This window comes from Pseudoselenomonas ruminantium (assembly GCF_900113715.1).
GTDB lineage: Bacteria > Bacillota > Negativicutes > Selenomonadales > Selenomonadaceae > Selenomonas_A > Selenomonas_A caprae.
The window spans coordinates 56,408-74,508 of sequence record NZ_FOQK01000016.1; the positions used below are offsets into that span (position 1 = coordinate 56,408).

Consider the following 18,101-nt stretch of genomic DNA (forward strand, 5'->3'; position numbering starts at 1 on the left):
ACTGCATTTTCTGGAAGGTGGATATAGATGATGGGATTTTGGAAGACGCGGCTGGAGGAGATCCAGCAGATGTTGGCGCGCGGGCGGACGAGTGCGGCGCGGCAGGCACTGGATTCCCTGCGTGAGGAGGGGATGGTGCCGGACGAGGAGCTATGGCGTATCCATGAGCTCTATGGTGCGGTATTCCATGATCTTGCGGATGCCGAGGGCGCGGCGGCGGCTTATAACAATGCGGCGCAGGCCGATAAGTATCTGCGCAGCCAGCGCGAGCATTTCTCGAATTATCTGTTTGCGCTGCACTATCTGCCGGGCATTCCTGCCGACGATCTGTTTGCCCAGCATCAGGTCTATCAGGGGCTCTACCGTGATACAGAGCTTTTGCCACCACGGGAAAAAACAAATCATGCGCGGCTTCGCATTGGCTTTCTGGCTCCGGATTTCCGGGATTCTTCGTCGGCCAGGTTCTATGAATGCCTGCTGACGGGGCTTGATGCACGGCAGTTTGCTATTTATGCCTACGCCTTGCAGGATAGCGAGGACGACTTCACGCGTCATCTGCAGGCAACAGGGCTTACATACCGCTGCCTGGCAGGGCAGAGCCTGCGGCAGCAGGCGGAGATGATTCGTTGGGATGAGATTGATGTGCTTGTGGATTTAGGCGGTCATTCGGCTGGTGGCATGGGGCTTATGGTCTTAGCCCAGCGGCCAGCGCCTTGGCAGCTTTGCGGCATTGGCTGGTTCGATACCACAGGGCTTCCGGCTGTCGATGCGTTCCTGACTGATGCGGAGATGGACCCTGTTGGTACGGACTACCGTTTTACCGAGCAGCTGTTGCGGCTGCCGAGCGGTTTTTGCTTCACTCCTGCGCCTGCCATGCAGCGCATTTGCCGTCTGCCACGGCAGCGGGCAGGCGTTGTCTTTGGCTGCTATCAGAATTTCATGAAAATCAACCGGCAGGTCATGGAATGCTGGCGGCATATCCTTGAAAATCTTCCGGGCAGCCGGCTGATCGTGCAGGATACGACGCGGCTGCCAGAGCGGCGGGCCGTGCTGGAAAGGCGGCTGGAAAACGCCGGCCTGCCGATGGAGCGCGTCGAAGTGCGCATAGGCAGTGACCGTTATCTTGAGGACTATCAGCAAATCGATATCATGCTCGATACTTTCCCCTATCCGGGCGGAGCGGCGGCAGCGACGGCACTTTATATGGGCGTGCCGGTCATCGCGCTGCGCGGCGACCATCATAGTGCACGCCTGAGTGCCAGTATCCTGACTGCTGCTGGCCATGATGAGTGGATAGCAGACAGTATGGATGCGTATATCAAGCTGGCTTTGCAGCTGGCTGTCGATTGCGAGGGGCTGGAGCGGCAGCAGCTGGCTTTGCGGGCGGAGCTGGAGCAGTCCAGGCTTATGGCTGCGCAGGCGTATTGCACGGCGTTTGCCGAAGCCATCCTGTGCGGAGGAGGAGAAATTCTTGAAGCATGACATTACTGACTTGCTCGTGGGCAGCTTGGAGCCTTGCCGCTGGCTGGTCGTTGAAAGCCTTGAGCATCTTGCGAAGCTGCGGTCACTTTATCCGCAGGCAGCTATCACGGTGGTAACACGCCATGAGGAAGCGGCAGAGCTTTCTGCTTTGGCGGGACTTGGCATTGACTGGCATATCCTTGACTATCGTGAGCAGCATCTTCCCTTTGCTGAGGCGAGTTTTGACTTTATCCTGGCTGAGCCGGTGCTTACTGAGGCTTGGACGCTTTACGATACCATGATGGATATCAGCCGCAAGCTCACGGATACGGGCAAGCTCTATACGGCCTATCTGAACATCCGCTATCATGGCGTGCTCGCGCAGCTGCGTGAGGGAATCTTCCCTGTGCGCGATAAGCATCTGTATGCCAAGGCGGAGATTGTCCGTATCCTTGACGATGCTGTGTTCAAGGAAATCGACTTCCTGTCCGGCTGGCAGGATGATGATTTGACGGATGGCGAGGCTTGGGCGGCGCAGGGCTTTGCCAATTTCAGCCAGGATCTATCCACAAGCAAGTGGCTCGTCGAGGCCTGCCGCAGTACGGCGGCGGTGGCCAATCTCAAGGGGCTTTACGACCGGGAAACGCGCAAACAGCTCGCACGTCTATTGCATCGCATCGAGTATGGCGTTGACACGAAAAAAAACCTCGCGGAGCTGAAAAAGCTCTGCGAGGTGCAGATGATATTTGCCGAATATCTTTCAGATTTTGTGCACGAGGCTTGTATGCATCCTGAGCGGGTGCTGGCCTTAGTGCATAGTGCCCAGGAAAATCAAGCGGATACCGAGGGCGAACATCGCCAGTGACAGCAGTCCCAGGATTACCTTGGACTTTGTTTTTTGCGAAATTTTCGCGCCAATCTGTGCGCCGATTGCGGCACCTATGGCGATGCAGATGGCTGGCAGCCAGATGATATGGTCGAGCAGGAAATGTGAGATGACGCCAAAGGCCGAAGAGCAGGCCAGCACGAAATGTGAGGTGGCCGTGGCGACATGCACGGGAAAGCCCAGCAGGTAAATCATCAGCGGCACGTGGATGACGCCGCCGCCGATGCCAAAGATGCTCGAGACAAAGCCGACGCCGAAGCTGGAGAGTATGCCAATCCCCTGGCTGAACTGGAAGCCTTCCGGAATCTCGTGGATATCCGTCGGCGGTTTGTGGGTTGTATTCCAGAACATGATGCAGGCCATGCAGAGCATGAACAGACCGTAGTAGAGATCCAGCTGCGGAGCGCTGAACGAATTGACGATATATGAGCCAAAGAAGGCACCAGGAAGCGTAGCAAGTGCGAACGGCACAGCTGCACGGAAGAAGACTCGCTTCTGGCGGATATAGGCCAGTGTGCCCGAGACGGCGTTCGCAAGCACGACGAAAAGGGAAGTGCCCGTAATTTGGGCAGCCGTATGGAAGTACGGATAAATGCCGCCGTCGGACATAAAGAAGATGAAAACCGGTACGCAGATAAGGCCGCCGCCGATACCAACGAGCGTACCGAAGATGCCGACGAACAGGCCAAGCAGTAAAAATAAGAGAACAGCCATAAGTTAATCCTTTCGTGAATAATTTCTCAAGCTCATTATAGCACAGCTCACATGGATGCAGGAAAGAAAAATAGTTCAAATCTGTCTGAAAAATCTCGACAATTGTGACGAATCATGGTAAAATAAATAAAAAATAATAGTCATAGTTTTCAGTTATTTTACCACCAGAGGAGGATCGCAATGAAAAAGTTTATGGATAAAGATTTCCTGCTCCAGACTGAAACGGCCAGCCGGCTCTATTACGAGCATGCAGCGGCACAGCCCGTTATTGACTATCGCAGCCATCTGTGTGCGGCCGATATTGCAAGTGATAAGAGCTACCGCAATATCACGCGGCTTTTGCTTGGCAATGCTGATGCTGCCTGGCGGCTGCTGCGCGCGGCTGGCGTCGAGGAGAGATACATCACTGGCGATGCCAGCGACTATGAAAAGTTCCAGAAATTTGCCGAGACCATGCCAAAGGCTATCGGCAATCCGATGTTCCTGCGGTCACAGCTGGAGCTCAAACGGTTCTTTGATTGCGATATCCTGCTGAGTGGCGATACGGCGGCTGAGATCTGGACGCTCTGCAACGAGAAGCTGCAGCAGCCCGATTACACGATTCGCGGCCTGCTGGCTAAGGCGAATGTTGAAAGCGTCGATACGATTGCCGATCCTGCCGATGATCTCAAGTGGTTCCGCAAGATGCTGGAAGATGATGACTGCAAGACTTTGGTACGTCCGATTTTCTGCCCCGACAAGGTGCTGCATATCGAGTCGCCTGAGTGGGAAAACTATATGAAATACGAGCTTGGGACGGCAGCCGATATCGACATCAGCACGATGCAGGATGTCCGCGATGCACTGCACAAGCGGATGGATTACTTCGAGTCGCTGGGCTGCCGCACGGCGGATCATACCCTTGATGTGATGGATTTCTGCCTTGCCGAGGAATTCGAGCTGGATGATATCGTCGGCCGCACCATCAATGGCAAGGGCAAACGGCAGTCGCAGACTGTCCGTGCGCAGTTCCAGACAGCTGTCATGGTATTCTTGGCGACGGAGTACGCGCGCCGTGGCTGGGTCATGCAGCTCGAGTATGCTGTGCTGCGTGACAACAACAGCCGTCTGCTGGCTGACGCTGGCATGGGCAAGGGCGGTGACTGCCTGACGGATGGCTGCTGCGGGGCAAAGTTTGCGCAGTTCCTCAATGCGCTCGATAAAGATGGACTGCTGCCCAAGACCATCGTAAGCTCGCGCAATCCCGCCGATGGGGCGATGATTGCCTCGGTCATCGGTGCGTTCCAGGGAAGTGAGGCCGCAGGCAAGCTCCAGCTGGGCGCATCGTGGAACTTCCAAGGCGCTAAGAATGGCATCAAGGCGCAGCTGGCACACATGGCCAATCAGTCATTGCTCGGCTGTGCGGTCAACATGGCCAGCAATGCCCGCAGTGTGCTGTCATGCGCGCGCCATGAATATTACCGCCGTATCCTTTGCGATTTTATCGGCCGTCTCGTCGAAAACGGCGAGTATCCCGATGACGAAGCATTGCTCGGGCAGCTGGTCGAAGACATCTGCTACGGCAATGCGAAAAAATATTTTGGCTGATGACGCGGAGGGCTATGCTATAATAAGAAAAGATAATGCATAGAAACGAGGGACAAGCATATGCCAAAGAAAAAAAGCAAAGGCGTCGAGAGCAACGAGAAAGCCTTGAAGTTCCAGGAGTTCCTGATTGAGAACAACATCGATGTATTCAGTACCGAGTCGGTTGAAGACGATTACTCCACAGTCATCTTCCGCTCACGCATCGAGGCCAAAGGCCAGATCCTGCCGATGGCCATACTGATTGACACGAGCATCTTCACGGTCATCCGCACGCAGATCATCACGGGCATCACGGAGGAAAAGCGCAGCGAGCTCAAGGGATATCTCAACGAACTCAACACGCAGTACAAGATTTTCAAATACTACCTGCGCGACGACGGTACGGTCTATCTTGACATCTGCCTGCCGTTTGTCGATGAAACCTTCGACAGCAAGATGATCCAGCTCATGCTAAGCGTGCTTGTCCAGCACCTTGAGGCTGTCTATGAAGACATCATGGCGCATATCTGGCATAAGTAAAAGCAGCTGCATATATAGCCTTCCCTTTTGGGGAAGGCTTTTTGTTAGCATTTTTTCGTGAATGTGCTTAAGTTTTTATCGCTTTTATTCGATTATATATACGTATAGAAAAAGACCCATTAAAACGGAAATGCAGGGATGGCAGAGGGTAATCGGCAGGGTACTCTCGTTGATGTAGTTACATGGAGGAATAATCATGGGAATGGTAATCAAGAACAACATGGCGGCGCAGAATACGCTGGGCACGCTGAATAAGAACAGCATGGCATTGTCCAAGAGCCTGCAGAAGGTGTCTTCGGGTATGAAAATCAACGGCGCGGCAGATGATGCGTCAGGCTATGCGATTTCGGAGCGCATGCGCGTGCAGGTGCGCGGTCTCAATCAGGACATCGATAATACGCAGAGTGCTATCAGCATGATGAAAACCGCGGAAGGTGCGATTTCCTCGACGGTCGATATCTTAAAGACCATGAAGGAAAAGGCCATTAACGCAGCCAATGACACGAATACTGATGCGGACCGCGCAATCATTCAGAAAGAATTGAATCAGGCTATCGATCAGGTGGATGATAATGCCAGCGTCACCTTCAACAACAAGATTCTTTTTGATGGCTCAGCTGACGCCGGTACCACCGCCAAACAGCGCATCATCAAGGCCCTCAACAGCGAGTGGCTTGACAGTGCCCTGTCCATGGCGAAAGAAGCCTATGGCCTGTCCTTCCAGGAGGATGAGACAAGCGTCAGAGAGATGACCGTTTTTTTTGATGACGGCAGTACGGGAAATAATACTGGCGGTACAACGACGTTGGCTTATGTAAGGCATAGTTCTATTGGAGGAGTAGCAAATAAGTTGGAGCTCCATGTTAACATGGATGTCTATAATGCTTTAGCTGAACATGATGTAAACGGCAAGGCTGGTGGCTATCCCTATCTTGACCGTACGATTGCTCATGAGATGACCCATGCGGTTATGGCGGCCAATATAACGAATTTTTCTTCTATGCCGTTATATATCAAGGAAGGTGCGGCGGACTATATCCATGGTATCGATGACCAGTCAGATAGAAAGTCTATATTGCTTGGACTTAGCCCAAGCAATGTGTCAGATCAATTTGCCAGCCAGGATGGTGTAACTCCCTATGCTATGGGCTATGCGTTCTTTCACTATTTAAACGCCAAGAGCGGTCATGACGGTCATATGATGACGCGGTTTATGAAAGTGCTAGACGAAAAAGGCGGTAGTGCACTTGATGAAGCCGTAGCGGCGGCCTCGAAGGGCGGATTTTCCTCGGCAGCGGCGGCAATCGCTGGCTTCAAGCAGGACTTGACCGACTATACGGCCGCTGGTCATACGACCAAGGAGTTCCTCAAGGAATATTGCGATATTGATTTCGATAATAATTTTGATACGGGCTCAGCATTGGGATCGAAAGCCTGGATGGGTGAGAGTGCCAATGCCGAGCAGGTGGTCATCGAAGGAAAATCACCGAACTTCTGGTACTATCCGGGCAGCGATGCCTCGGTAATCCAAGGCCTTACGGTGAAATGGCCAAACTACACACGTCCCGATGGCGGTTTCCGCTTCCAGGTCGGTACGAAAGCCAACCAGAATATCCAGGCACAGTTCTCTGATATCCATGCGACGGCATTAGGCCTTCGCAGTGATGATGGCAAGAACCTCAGTGTTGAGACGCGCGCCGAGGCCAAGCGGACGATGACGGTTCTTGACCGCGCGTTAGAGAAGGCCCTCGATCAGCAGACGACGATCGGTGCTTTGCAGAGCCGTATGGAATATACGGCCAGCAACCTCACGACGGCCAGTGAGAATGTACAGGCCAGTGAGTCGACGATTCGTGATGCCAATATGGCAAGGGAAATGACCGATTATACGAAGAATAATGTGCTGATGCAAGCGGCCCAGTCGATGCTGGCGCAGGCTAATCAGAGCAGCAGCTCTGTCTTGAGTTTATTGCAATAACGCAATAGCGGGTGGTTACCGAAGGAAGAAGGGATTTTCCAATGGCGATGACAATCCGAAACAACAGAGGAGCAATGAAGGCCTTAGGCCAGCTCAAAAAAAACGATAGTGCCTTAGGCAAGCAATTGCAGAAGGTTTCTACAGGGATGAAAACCAATAACGCTGGTGACGATGCCTCCGGGTATTCGATTTCCGAGCGAATGCGTGCCAAGATCCGGGCGCTCAGCCAGTGCAATGACAATGCCAGCAAGGGCAAGAATATGCTGGATTTGGCGTCGGCTACGGTCGATAAACAGGTAGAATTGATGCGCACGCTGTTTACCATAACGATGAAAGCTTCCGATGACACCTATACCGATAGCGACAGGGCAATTCTGCAAAAGGAAGCTTCTCAGACCATGGATCAGATTGAGCTGTTGGCGCAGGATACGACCTATAATGGCATCCAGCTGCTCAATCAACGTACGACAACGATTCGTATGGAAGATGGGCTGGTATTTGAGCCGACCAGCGGGTATGTGAAAAATCCGGATGGATTCGTTGCGCTTAGCCAGATTCCTTCTAGTGGTGCTGATTACAGTGTTCCCAAGGAATCAAACGGCTCGAATGATATAGTTATTGACTTTGATAGCATTTTTAACAATGCATCGTTGAATATTCCAGCAGATCTGCATGGTAAGGGATTTTCTTTGCAATGCCAGGCTTGCAGCCAGTTCGTGACGTTTTATTTCGATGCGAATTCCTATTCGTCAACGCGTTTTGGCCCCGAGGTTAGTGACTCAAGCAGCCGGCAGCCGATTTGCTATAAAGTCGGTGTGGCTGGGGTTCAAACCGCTAAGGACTTAGAGGCGGCCGTGTTCAATGCGGTGTACGACACGACTGGTGTGGGTACTGGGCGCTTGCCTAGTAATTCCGATGTCAGCACCCAGATTGCGCTTATTCACTCGGTGCAGTTTAAATATGATGCATCGGCTGGGCAGTTGCATTTGTATAAACAGAGCAGTGGTTTGACCTTGAAAAATGGTCTGATGGGCGATTTTATTCCGGGGAAAATTCCCGTTCCGTATAACGACCCGAAACAGTATCTGCATATCCAGAGCTGGGACCGTGGCAGTCAGAATACGATGATTGAATTGCCGAATACGACGTTGTCGATGATTTTCCCTGATGCGAAAGAGCATTGGAATATCCAGCCGGAATTGAAGGATTATCCGAAAGAATGGCCGGCGGGCTATGAAAATCTCACGATAGCCGAGAAACAGCGCAAATGGCTCGAAGATACCTGGCAGTATCCAGCCGATATCGTAACGATGGATTTGAATAACTGCGTGACAACGCGTGAGCGGGCGAATAAATTCCTCGAACACGTCAACCAGGGAATCAAATATCTGCTCGCTGCCAATACGACCCTTGGTGCACAGTCGGCGCGCATGGAATTCATGTCAGCCAATCTCACCACGGCAACGGAACAGACGCAGGCCAGCGAATCGACAATCCGCGATGCCAATATGGCCAAGGAGATGACCGAATATACCAAGTCCAATGTCTTGATGCAGGCAGCCCAGTCGATGCTTGCCCAGGCTAATCAGAGCGGCAGTAACGTATTGAGTCTGCTACAATAAATCTACAGCCTTCCCCTCTGGGGAAGGTGCCCCGCTAGGGGCGGATGAGGTTATTACCCCCATCCGGGCGTTTTACGCTCACCTTTTCCAGGAGGGAAGGTTTTTGGTTGACAGGTTGACAGTTGGGGCGAAAAAGATTAAATTTAAAATAAGGCAGAAAATCGCTTAAGAAAAACGTTTTTTTCTACGATACATGGAATAGCAAGAGATTGATATCCATGTCGGGGATGATATGGATGTCTTTGTAATGATAGATAGCGGAAAACAAGGAGGTTGGCCATTATGGCTATGGTAGTAAAGAACAATATGCCAGCGAAGAACACGCTGAATCAGCTGGATAAGAATGATAAAGCGCTGGCAAAGAGCCTCAAGAAGGCAGCATCAGGGATGAAGATCAACGGTGCTGGTGATGATGCATCGGGGTATGCTATCTCTGAACGCATGGAAACGCAGCTGCGTTCGCTGGAGCAGGACAATGCCAATGCGCAGAATGGTAGTAGTTTGCTGAAGACAGCTGAGGGGGCAATAGCCTCGACAGTTGATATTTTGAAGACACTCAAAGAAAAAGTCATCAATGCCGCTAATGATACGAATACCGATGCTGATCGGGCAACTATACAAAAAGAACTCGATCAAGCTATTGATCAGATTGATGATAATGCTAGCGTTACATTCAATGGTCAGTTGTTGGTGGACGGATCGAAAAACAATGAGGTTCTTCATCCGGGAACTAAGACTTCGTTGACTAACGAACAGTTGGCAGAAGATACAGGAAGAACGACGGATATTACGGCATTGAAAGATCGTGGTGGACAGTCTTTGCAGATTCTAGATTCAGACACGATTACGGTATCGTATGTAAAAGGTGGAGAAACCTATGTTTTTTCACAAAAAGTTGATGGCATGATGTTTGGCGAGATATTTGACATGCAAGATGCTCATGGACATCAGCTGCAGGATGATATAAAAATGTTTGCAGATACTAGTGGCGATAAATCCATTGTGGGGACGGATCAATATAACCAGAAGGTTAAGACTATTGATGGTAAGAATGCTATTACATATCAGGCTGTAGAGGCTGGTATTGATGGGCAGATTGCCGGTTTGACAATCTGCGTGACAGATAGCCAGGGAAATCCAAAACGTTCGGCCAATGCAGCGTTGGATGCGTTCACGGAAACAGTTCGTGCGCAGAATCCTAGCCCGGATAGTGCGCTAGTATTGCAGGTAGGTACCAAGGCAAATCAGTCGATCAAGGCAGGCCTTACGGATATGCGTGCGGTAGCTTTGGGGCTGAGGTCGAGTGATGGTAAGACGCTTCAGATTGGAACGCAGGCGCAAGCTAATGCTGCAATCAATGTTATTGATAATGCGTTGCAAAAAGTACTGAATCAACAGACGGATATCGGTTCGTTGGATAGTCGTTTAGAATACACTTCATCTAATCTTGTGACAGCAAGCGAAAATACGCAGGCTTCAGCGTCGGTCATACGTGATGCGAATATGGCACAGGAGATGACGACTTATACGAAGAACAACGTACTGGTACAGGCTGCGCAGTCGATGCTGGCGCAGGCTAATCAGAGCAGCAGCTCAGTATTGAGCCTGCTCCAGTAAGAAAAAAGACGTTAAAATAGGCAAAAAGTCCTTCTTGTGATGGTGTTTCATGAGGGGGACTTTTTTTACCAGTATTTTCGGATAGGTCTTAAAGTTCGGTTGAATCGTATTGTTTTTTTCTTTATAATATAAAGATAGGTATATTCGGGATAAAACAAGGGAATGAGGTATTGGAAATGAAGCGGCTATCCAAAAGGGAAAAATTGACTGGTCAGGTTGGTTTAGCATTGATGACGGGGATGTTCGGGGTCGTACCCGTTGCTTATGGTGCACCTGTTCATGATGCCGGTTCGTCATATAACACAGCAGGATTGCAGGTCAATCAGGGTGCTGTGGGTACTGCCACTAGGGGCGGGATAAAGACTGATGTAAAAGGCGGTGCCACGGATAATGTGGTGGCTTGGAAGGATTTTTCTGTCGGCGGCAAGGATGAGGTCGTCTTTGATGGTGCAAACAAGAACTATCTGAATGTTGTCACAGGGGCGGCTACGTCGCAGATTGATGGTATGCTCTCGGGCGGCAAGAATGTCTATATCGTCAATCCTCATGGCGTTATCTTTGGCAAGAGTGCCGAGGTAAACGTCGGTAACCTCTATGTCTCGACGGAGAATGTGGCTGCAGCAGTGGCACAGCGGGCTCAGATGGGAACGAGTCCTGCATCAGTGCTGCAGGCTGCTGCGCCTGAGGCCGATGTTGTCAATCTGGGCTCTATCCAGGCTGCTGCTGTGCAGGTGGAGGGCAAGAATATCCGCTTCCTGGATTCGGATAAGGTAACCACGGATGGCACGACTGCCAATACCAAGGTGACGCTTAATGCGGCAGGCTATGCGCATGTAGGTAATGATGCAGGTATCAGTGCAGGTTATTCTGGAACGAATCTTACCCAGAACTATAAGCTCATTCGCACTGTCAAAAATCTGCAGGACGCTAATACAGCCGCAGCAACTACCAATTTCATGTTGGCTGACAATATCGATATGGACAAACAGTCGTATACGCCTATTGGGGCAAGTACGGCTTATCAGGGCAGCTTTGACGGCATGTTTTATGAGGTGCAGAATCTTAATGTAAATGTGACAGGAAATGCTGGCTTTTTTGGTAGTTTGAATGGCGCGAAGATTTTCAATTTAGGGTTAAACAATGCTACTGTTACTGGATCGAATTATGCGGGTGGGATTGCCGGGACTGCAACGGGAACGGACTTTACTAATGTGTATGTAGAAGGCGGCACGGTTACTGGAAAAAAATATGCAGGTGGTTTTGCAGGGACTTTTGCCAATGGAACGATTCGTGGTTCGTATCATACGGGCAAGGTAGTTGATAGCAAGAACAGCAAGAGTGCGGGCATGGTGGGCGATATTGGAGGAGCGGGCACAACCAAAATCGTAGATTCGTATGGTACGGGGACTGCAGATCTTGGTATTTTCCGTATGTGCGAAGACGGGGGCATAGTAAATATCGATAATGTCTACACAACAAATGCTAGCGTCGTAGCTTCTCCAGGAGCAGCTGTATTTAAAGGAGTATATACTGTTGATACGACGAATAATACAGCAAAGTTATATCCTACAAGTACGACAGGAGATTCACGGAATGGTCGTACTTATTCTGGCTGGGATATCAGTAATGATGGTGTAGGAAATCATACTTGGCGTATCTATGAAGGTGTCAGCGCCCCAATCCTTACGGCATTCTTGAAGGGCACGACTACGGCTGAATATAAATACAATTATTTTGCAGATTCTACGGACACAACGGCTACCAGTGATGGCCTCAAGCTGGCTGGAAATCTTTCGGGTGCGAATGATAGCAAGGATATTTCAGCAATCTATAATGCTCAGTATTTGAAGGTTGCTGATTCCACGGGGAAGGCTGCGGGGGTAAAATCTGATGTTACCCTTACTAGCAATGCCACGAGCAGTGATATTACACTGAACGGTATCCGTAATGTCAATATTGGCGGTTACACTACTGATTCAACCACAGGCAAGCAAGTCGCTGTTATTTTGCCTCAAGCACTGATTTCCTCAGGGCAGCATGGGTATAATATTGTTGGCGGCAATGTGACAGTGAGTCAGCGTACCGTTCAGGCTAAGAGCGGATCGTTTTCTATCACGAAGGAATATGATGGTGGGGCTGATGGCACGGCAGCCTTTGGTCAGGCTTTGACGGGCGGCGGCAATGTATCATTTGGCGGTTTGCTGGCTGGTGATGATGTTTATCTTACTGGCATTACAGCGACTTATGATAACAAAAATGTTGGCACTGGCAAAGGTGTTACGATTACAACGTCTGGAACGCCAAGTCTTGGAGGGACGTCAGCGGATAACTATTCATTGGATCCAGACAGCCTTAAGAATTTGAGTGTTACTGGTGCTATCACGCCGCGTACAATCTATGTCAAGCTGAAGAATACTTCGGGATTTGACAAGACTTATGATGGTACGGCTACGGTAACTGCTTCCGCTGCACAAGCGTCAACGAATATAACGATTGATACGTCAAAGGGCACAAATCATGATTTCGTTACAGGGGAAACAGGAACGCTTGATACTTCAAATACCACTGTTGCATATAATGATAAGCATGCTGGTTCTAAGACTATCAGTTATAGCAATATAACGTTGTCAGGAAATAATGCCGGAAATTATATGCTGGTTGTGGCTGATGCGAGCAATGCCAAGGGCTATTCTGTGCTTTATGATGGTTCTACCCAAACCGTTGGTTCTGGGACGTTGAAGGCTGCTGGCACAATCAATCAGCGGGAGATACTGGCCAATTCTTTCCAGGTCAAGGATGCACAGGGCAATATTGCCAACGGTTCCAAAACGTATGATGGTACGAGTACCTTTAATTCTTCGGGCTATACGCTGGTGGCCAATGCCTCAAGCACGGGAAATACCGGTGTCGTGTCCGGCGACAGCATCAACTTCAGCATTGTCAATGGACAGGCGAATTTCCTGGATAAGAACGGAAATGTCACGAGCAGTGCGTCTTCCTCAGGCCTTGCTGATGCGGCTGAGAATATCGGCTATTCGATCACGGCAGCTGCTGGCAATAACACGACGTCGCTCAGCGACTACAAGCTGAACAATAAGACGCTTTCGAATACGGATACCTATACCGTCAGTGGCAAGGGTACCATCAATAAACGCAGCATCAATGTGGCGGTCGTCAATACGAATGCGATCGACAAGATCTATGATCGGACGACGACAGTCAATGATGCCAAGGCTGCTGTCTTCGGTACGGCCAATGGCGGCTATGTGGACTATGCCAGTGGTTCTGCTCAGCTTACGGGCAATGATGGTGCTACGATGTCGGTTTCGGCAGCTTATGATAGCAAGGATGCTGGCAGCCGCACAATCAACTATACGGTTACCATCAATGGTACGGCAGCTGCGAACTATGACCTCGACAATACTGGCAAGATAACCGATAAGCTGTTAGGATCGGCTACTGGTGCACATGGTACGATCTCGCCGAAGAACCTCAGCTCGTCGTTTGCCAAGGTGACCAAGACCTATGATGGCACGACAAATGCAACGGCTGGGGCAGGTGCATTGAATGGCATCATCTCCGGCGATACGGTATCGCTGCAGTCTGGCTATACGGCGCAGTTCCATAGCAAGAATGTCAAAGGCGATGCCAATGGGCAGAACTGGGTGGATTATAGCGGACTGGCTCTGACCGGTGCAGATGCTGGTAACTATACAATCAATGCAACGGCAAAAGGGGATGGCGAGATCAAGCCGCTGACGCTTACTGCGGCAGCGGGGACTTTTGCCTATACGTTCGACCCGATTGCCAAGGTGTACGACGGGACGACTGCGCTCAGCAATGCCGGCAGCTTCCTGAAGACTGTGACGGTTGCCGGCACAGGCGACGTCCTCAAAGGTACGGTAGGCGGCAAGAAGGTCGACTATACAGAGAATGCAGCTGGTGTATTTGCCAGCAGGAACAGCAAGAACAGCGGCAATCAGGCTGTAGGTTATACGCTGACCATCAAAGATGATGGTTCGGGCAACTATAGCGTGCCGACGGGTGGCCTCCAGGTCACGACGACGGCTACGGGCAAGATCACGCCGAAGACTGTCATTGCCAGCATCGCCAACAAAGCGGCAAAAAATACGACGAAGACGTATGATACGACGACAAAGCTGATCGATGCGCAGGGGAATACCCTGTTGGGGAATGATGTCGTTACGCTCAATGGGCTGGTGACTTCCGTAGACAGCAATGCTTCGACAGCGGCATATAAGGATAAGAATGGCGTGACGGCTAAGGATGCTTATGCTGGTGCAAAGGATGTCCTGTATACGGTGGCCATCACTACCGAAGATCAGTCAAATTACAACATCGTAGACAGCAGTAATCAGGCTTTGAAGAATAATCAGCTGAAGGGTACTGGTACCATCAGCAAGCGGGCACTGACCGTCACCTTCGGCGATACGGAGAAGGTATACGATGGAACTGCTGCAGTGGCTCAAGATGCAGCGCATATCAAGCCGACGCTGGGCAATAAGGTTGCTGATGGCGTGGCACTGGATGTCACGAAAATCGTAGGCAAGTATACGGGGCGCAGCAATAATGCAAATGTGGGCTCGAATCTTACGGTGACTTACAGCAATCTGGTGGGAGCTCTTGGCGCGTTTGCTGACAACTATACGATTGCGTCTACTGGTACTGGCAAGGGCAAGATCACGACGCTTGGACTCACGAATGACAATTTCATATTTGATTTCAATACGATCACCAAGGAATATGATGGCTCGAAGAATGTGGCTTATACGGATCGCAATGGCAAAGCCGTTACGGCTGAGAGCTTCATCGGCGACCATTTTGTCGATATGGACGGTGATAAGAAATATACGGCTGGTGTTGATGTGCTGCTCCAGGGCATCAAGGCAACCTCGGCGCAGTACAATAGTGCCAACAGCAATAACAGCGCATCGCAGACCGTAACCTATACGTTGACGCTGGGCAGTAATCTCAGCAATTTCAATACCAGTGGCCTTACGAATATCACGACTGCTAAGGGAACTACCCTTTCCTATGCGAATGGTGTGCTTACGGCTGGTACCAAGGGCACAATCACGCCGCGTACGGTCTATGTATCGCTCAACAATACCCCGGCAATCACCAAGACATATGATGGCAATAAGACGGTCAAGCAGAATGTGCAGAACATTATCAAGCAGAATGGCCTTTTGGGTACGGATGGCACGAAGATCGACACGAGTGCGATCAATGCACGCTACGACAATGCTGATGCGGGCAATCGCAATGTGCTCTATGATGTGAAGCTCATAGGCGGAGATACGTCGAACTATCAGCTGGCAGGAGCCACAGGTGCAAATTATGCCAATGGCGTTCTGACTGGTACAGGAACCATCAATAAGGCGAAGTTGACGATTTCGTTTGGCAAAGCGGAGAAAGACTATGATACGACGGCAACGGTACTGACAAATACCATATCGCCGACGCTGCATGGCTTTGTCAATAACGAATCGGATGCTCTCGATGCTACGGCAATCGGCCAGATTACGGGTACGTATGGTACCTGGGATGCCACGAAAGGTGTGCAGGGGGATCCTAATGTCAAGCGTCTGGCGGGTAATGCTGTTGGCGATAAAGGCGTAGTGTATACTGGCGTCAAGGCGGCTTTTGACAACTATGTGCAGCGCAATGCTGGTACGACAGCGCGCAACTACGAGCTCGACCTCGATGCTACGGTTGCTGCGGATAACACGGGCAATACGCTTGGCGGGACGGTGGCAGATACCATCTACTTCAAAGAGGCCGTGGCCAAGGGCAAGATCAAGCCAGTAGCCTTGGCACAGGGCGATATCAAGGAGAAATGGACAGGGCCGATCACCAAGGTATACGATGGTACGGCTTTGGTGAATGATCCTACGTCGTATTACAAGCTGGAAGTCACGAAGAATATCAATGGCACGCAGCAGACCATCAATGTGCCCTATAAGATATTGGCAGAGAATGCTACCTATAATGGTGGTAAGGATGTCAGCACTAGTGGCCAGGGTGTCACCTATAAGCTCAGCGGCCTTACGGCGCAGGCATTGGGGAATTTCGACCTCACGCAGGCTTTGGCGGATACTTATGATATCAGCAAGAACGGTGTCAATGCGACACGTAATTCGGCTAATGATCCGCAGCCGCCGACGACGGCGATCACGCCGCGGAAAATCCAGCTGAGCCTCAAGAATCCGTATGATTCCAAGATCTATGATGGTACAAAGGCTGCATCGACGGCTAATGTCAATGTCTCCAATGGCATACTGGCAAAGGATACGGGTGTTACGTTGTCTATCGTTGGGGCTTATGATGATGAGGATGCGACCATCAATCCAGGTGCAGCCAGCCTCAATGGCCGGAGCATCACCTATACCTTTACCATCAATAACAATGCGAAGGGTAACTATCAGCTCTCGAACAATTCTCTGGTGGCTGACGGTGATATCATCCGCCGCAAGGTATATGTTGATTTCAAGGCCGGCAACGACAAGGGAATTGATAAGGTCTATGATGGGACAAATACGGTAGATGCTGCGCTCAGGGATGCATCTCGGTTTGATTTGAATGCGAATGGGCAGGATACTGGCGTTTTGGCCAGTGAGCAGAGTATTGTCCAGCTGGCGAATTCCATCAATGGAGCATATCAGTCGCAGCATGTCAAGCGCACGGCGCAGGGGAAAGTAACCACGCAGGATGTTACGTACAGTAACTTCAATCTGCAGGGGGCTGGCAGCAGCAACTATTACCTCACAACGAAAGATGGTACTGGCAAGCTAAAAGGCAAGGGAACCATTACTCCGATTGCTGTAGGTGTAGCAGTGAAAAATGGTCCGGTCAAGGAATATGATGGTACGACTGCTGTTACTGGTACTTATGCGAAATCTGCAAATATCGATGTGGATCGTACGAAACTGATTGGCAATGATACAATCAATGTAGGTGTTCTTGATGCGCAGTATGCAGATAAGAATGCTGCAAATGGTACGAAGGGCTATGAATACCAGCTGAACTGGGATAATGGCGACTATGAGCTGGCAGCTCAGCCTGCGTCTGGGCAGTCAGTAAAAACGAGTGGCAAGACAGCAACGTTAAGTGGTACGGATGGTACCATTACGCCGCGTATTGTCAAGGTTTCCCTGAAAGATTCACATGATGCGAAAGTGTATGATGGCACGACGAATGCTGCAACGGATAACGTCAAGGTAACCCGAGGTATTTTGGCAGATGATGCCAATAAGGTTGGATTGTCGATTCTTGGTGCTTATGATAGTGCCAATGCGACGGTCAATCCGGATGCAGATTTTGTCAATGGCCGCACGATTACGTATTCGTTTACCATTAATGGGGATACCAAGGGGAATTATCAGCTGGCGGACAATTCGCTGACGGCTGATGGCGATATCATTCGCCGCAAAGTCTATGCGGATTTCGCAGCTGGTCAGGGGACTGGTATCGATAAGGTTTACGATGGGACGACTAATGTGACGGTTCCTTATACGAGCGCAGAGCGGTTCAGACTGGCAGCAGATGGCCAGGATACTGGTGTGGTTGCTGCTGATCGGGGCAAGGTGCAAGTAGGCGGTTCCATCAACGGAATGTATGCTTCGGCACATGTCCAGCGTGATGCACAGGGCAAGGCAACGGCTCAGAATGTTAAGTATACGGGCTTTGACCTTGC

General features: G+C 50.5%; 9 protein-coding genes. 8 read left to right on the forward strand and 1 reads right to left on the reverse strand.

Features of this window, described 5'->3' with window-relative positions; genetic code table 11:
* Nucleotides 1-27: 27 nt before the first annotated feature.
* Both BM181_RS09490 and BM181_RS09495 read left to right on the forward strand, forming a co-directional pair.
* Nucleotides 28-1,482, forward strand: a complete 1,455-nt coding sequence (locus tag BM181_RS09490; RefSeq protein WP_143092155.1) for an O-linked N-acetylglucosamine transferase, SPINDLY family protein — start codon at nt 28-30, stop codon at nt 1,480-1,482.
* Nucleotides 1,472-2,326, forward strand: coding sequence for a class I SAM-dependent methyltransferase (locus tag BM181_RS09495; RefSeq protein ID WP_075444360.1), 855 nt, complete (start codon nt 1,472-1,474; stop codon nt 2,324-2,326). Before BM181_RS09490 ends, BM181_RS09495 begins: the two co-directional genes overlap by 11 nt.
* On the opposite strand, the gene BM181_RS09500 is transcribed toward BM181_RS09495, so the two are convergent.
* Entirely contained in the window at nt 2,270-3,061 is a 792-nt protein-coding gene (locus BM181_RS09500; protein ID WP_075444363.1) for a sulfite exporter TauE/SafE family protein, read from the reverse strand. The genes BM181_RS09495 and BM181_RS09500 overlap by 57 nt on opposite strands.
* Before the next feature lie 180 nt (nt 3,062-3,241).
* Between BM181_RS09500 and uxaC the strand changes: the two genes are divergently transcribed.
* The 6 genes from uxaC to BM181_RS09535 form a co-directional block, all read left to right on the forward strand.
* Nucleotides 3,242-4,648, forward strand: coding sequence for a glucuronate isomerase (uxaC, locus tag BM181_RS09505; RefSeq protein WP_075444366.1), 1,407 nt, complete (start codon nt 3,242-3,244; stop codon nt 4,646-4,648).
* A 60-nt stretch (nt 4,649-4,708) separates the two neighbouring features.
* Nucleotides 4,709-5,167 (forward strand): type III secretion system chaperone family protein, encoded by a 459-nt coding sequence (locus BM181_RS09510; RefSeq protein WP_075444369.1) that lies wholly within the window; start codon nt 4,709-4,711, stop codon nt 5,165-5,167.
* Nucleotides 5,168-5,363: 196 nt separating this feature from the next.
* A complete protein-coding gene (locus BM181_RS15005) occupies nt 5,364-7,145 on the forward strand; it encodes a flagellinolysin (protein ID WP_177207192.1) in 1,782 nt (593 codons plus the stop codon).
* A 47-nt stretch (nt 7,146-7,192) separates the two neighbouring features.
* Nucleotides 7,193-8,767: a flagellin gene (locus BM181_RS09525; RefSeq protein WP_256211347.1), complete on the forward strand. Its 1,575-nt coding sequence runs from the start codon at nt 7,193-7,195 to the stop codon at nt 8,765-8,767.
* 282 nt (nt 8,768-9,049) lie between these two features.
* Entirely contained in the window at nt 9,050-10,384 is a 1,335-nt protein-coding gene (locus BM181_RS09530) for a flagellin N-terminal helical domain-containing protein (RefSeq protein ID WP_075444375.1), read from the forward strand.
* Between the two features lie 176 nt (nt 10,385-10,560).
* Nucleotides 10,561-18,101: beta strand repeat-containing protein (locus tag BM181_RS09535; protein WP_143092156.1), on the forward strand; the 7,541-nt coding region annotated here is incomplete at its 3' end.

What these genes read in the sequence shown, in the direction of transcription:
- BM181_RS09490 (WP_143092155.1), top strand. Translation starts at nt 28, where the DNA reads ATGATGGGATTTTGGAAGACGCGGCTGGAGGAGATCCAGCAGATGTTG.
- BM181_RS09500 (WP_075444363.1), bottom strand. Translation starts at nt 3,061, where the DNA reads ATGGCTGTTCTCTTATTTTTACTGCTTGGCCTGTTCGTCGGCATCTTC.
- uxaC (WP_075444366.1), top strand. Translation starts at nt 3,242, where the DNA reads ATGAAAAAGTTTATGGATAAAGATTTCCTGCTCCAGACTGAAACGGCC.
- BM181_RS09510 (WP_075444369.1), top strand. Translation starts at nt 4,709, where the DNA reads ATGCCAAAGAAAAAAAGCAAAGGCGTCGAGAGCAACGAGAAAGCCTTG.
- BM181_RS15005 (WP_177207192.1), top strand. Translation starts at nt 5,364, where the DNA reads ATGGGAATGGTAATCAAGAACAACATGGCGGCGCAGAATACGCTGGGC.
- BM181_RS09525 (WP_256211347.1), top strand. Translation starts at nt 7,193, where the DNA reads ATGACAATCCGAAACAACAGAGGAGCAATGAAGGCCTTAGGCCAGCTC.
- BM181_RS09530 (WP_075444375.1), top strand. Translation starts at nt 9,050, where the DNA reads ATGGCTATGGTAGTAAAGAACAATATGCCAGCGAAGAACACGCTGAAT.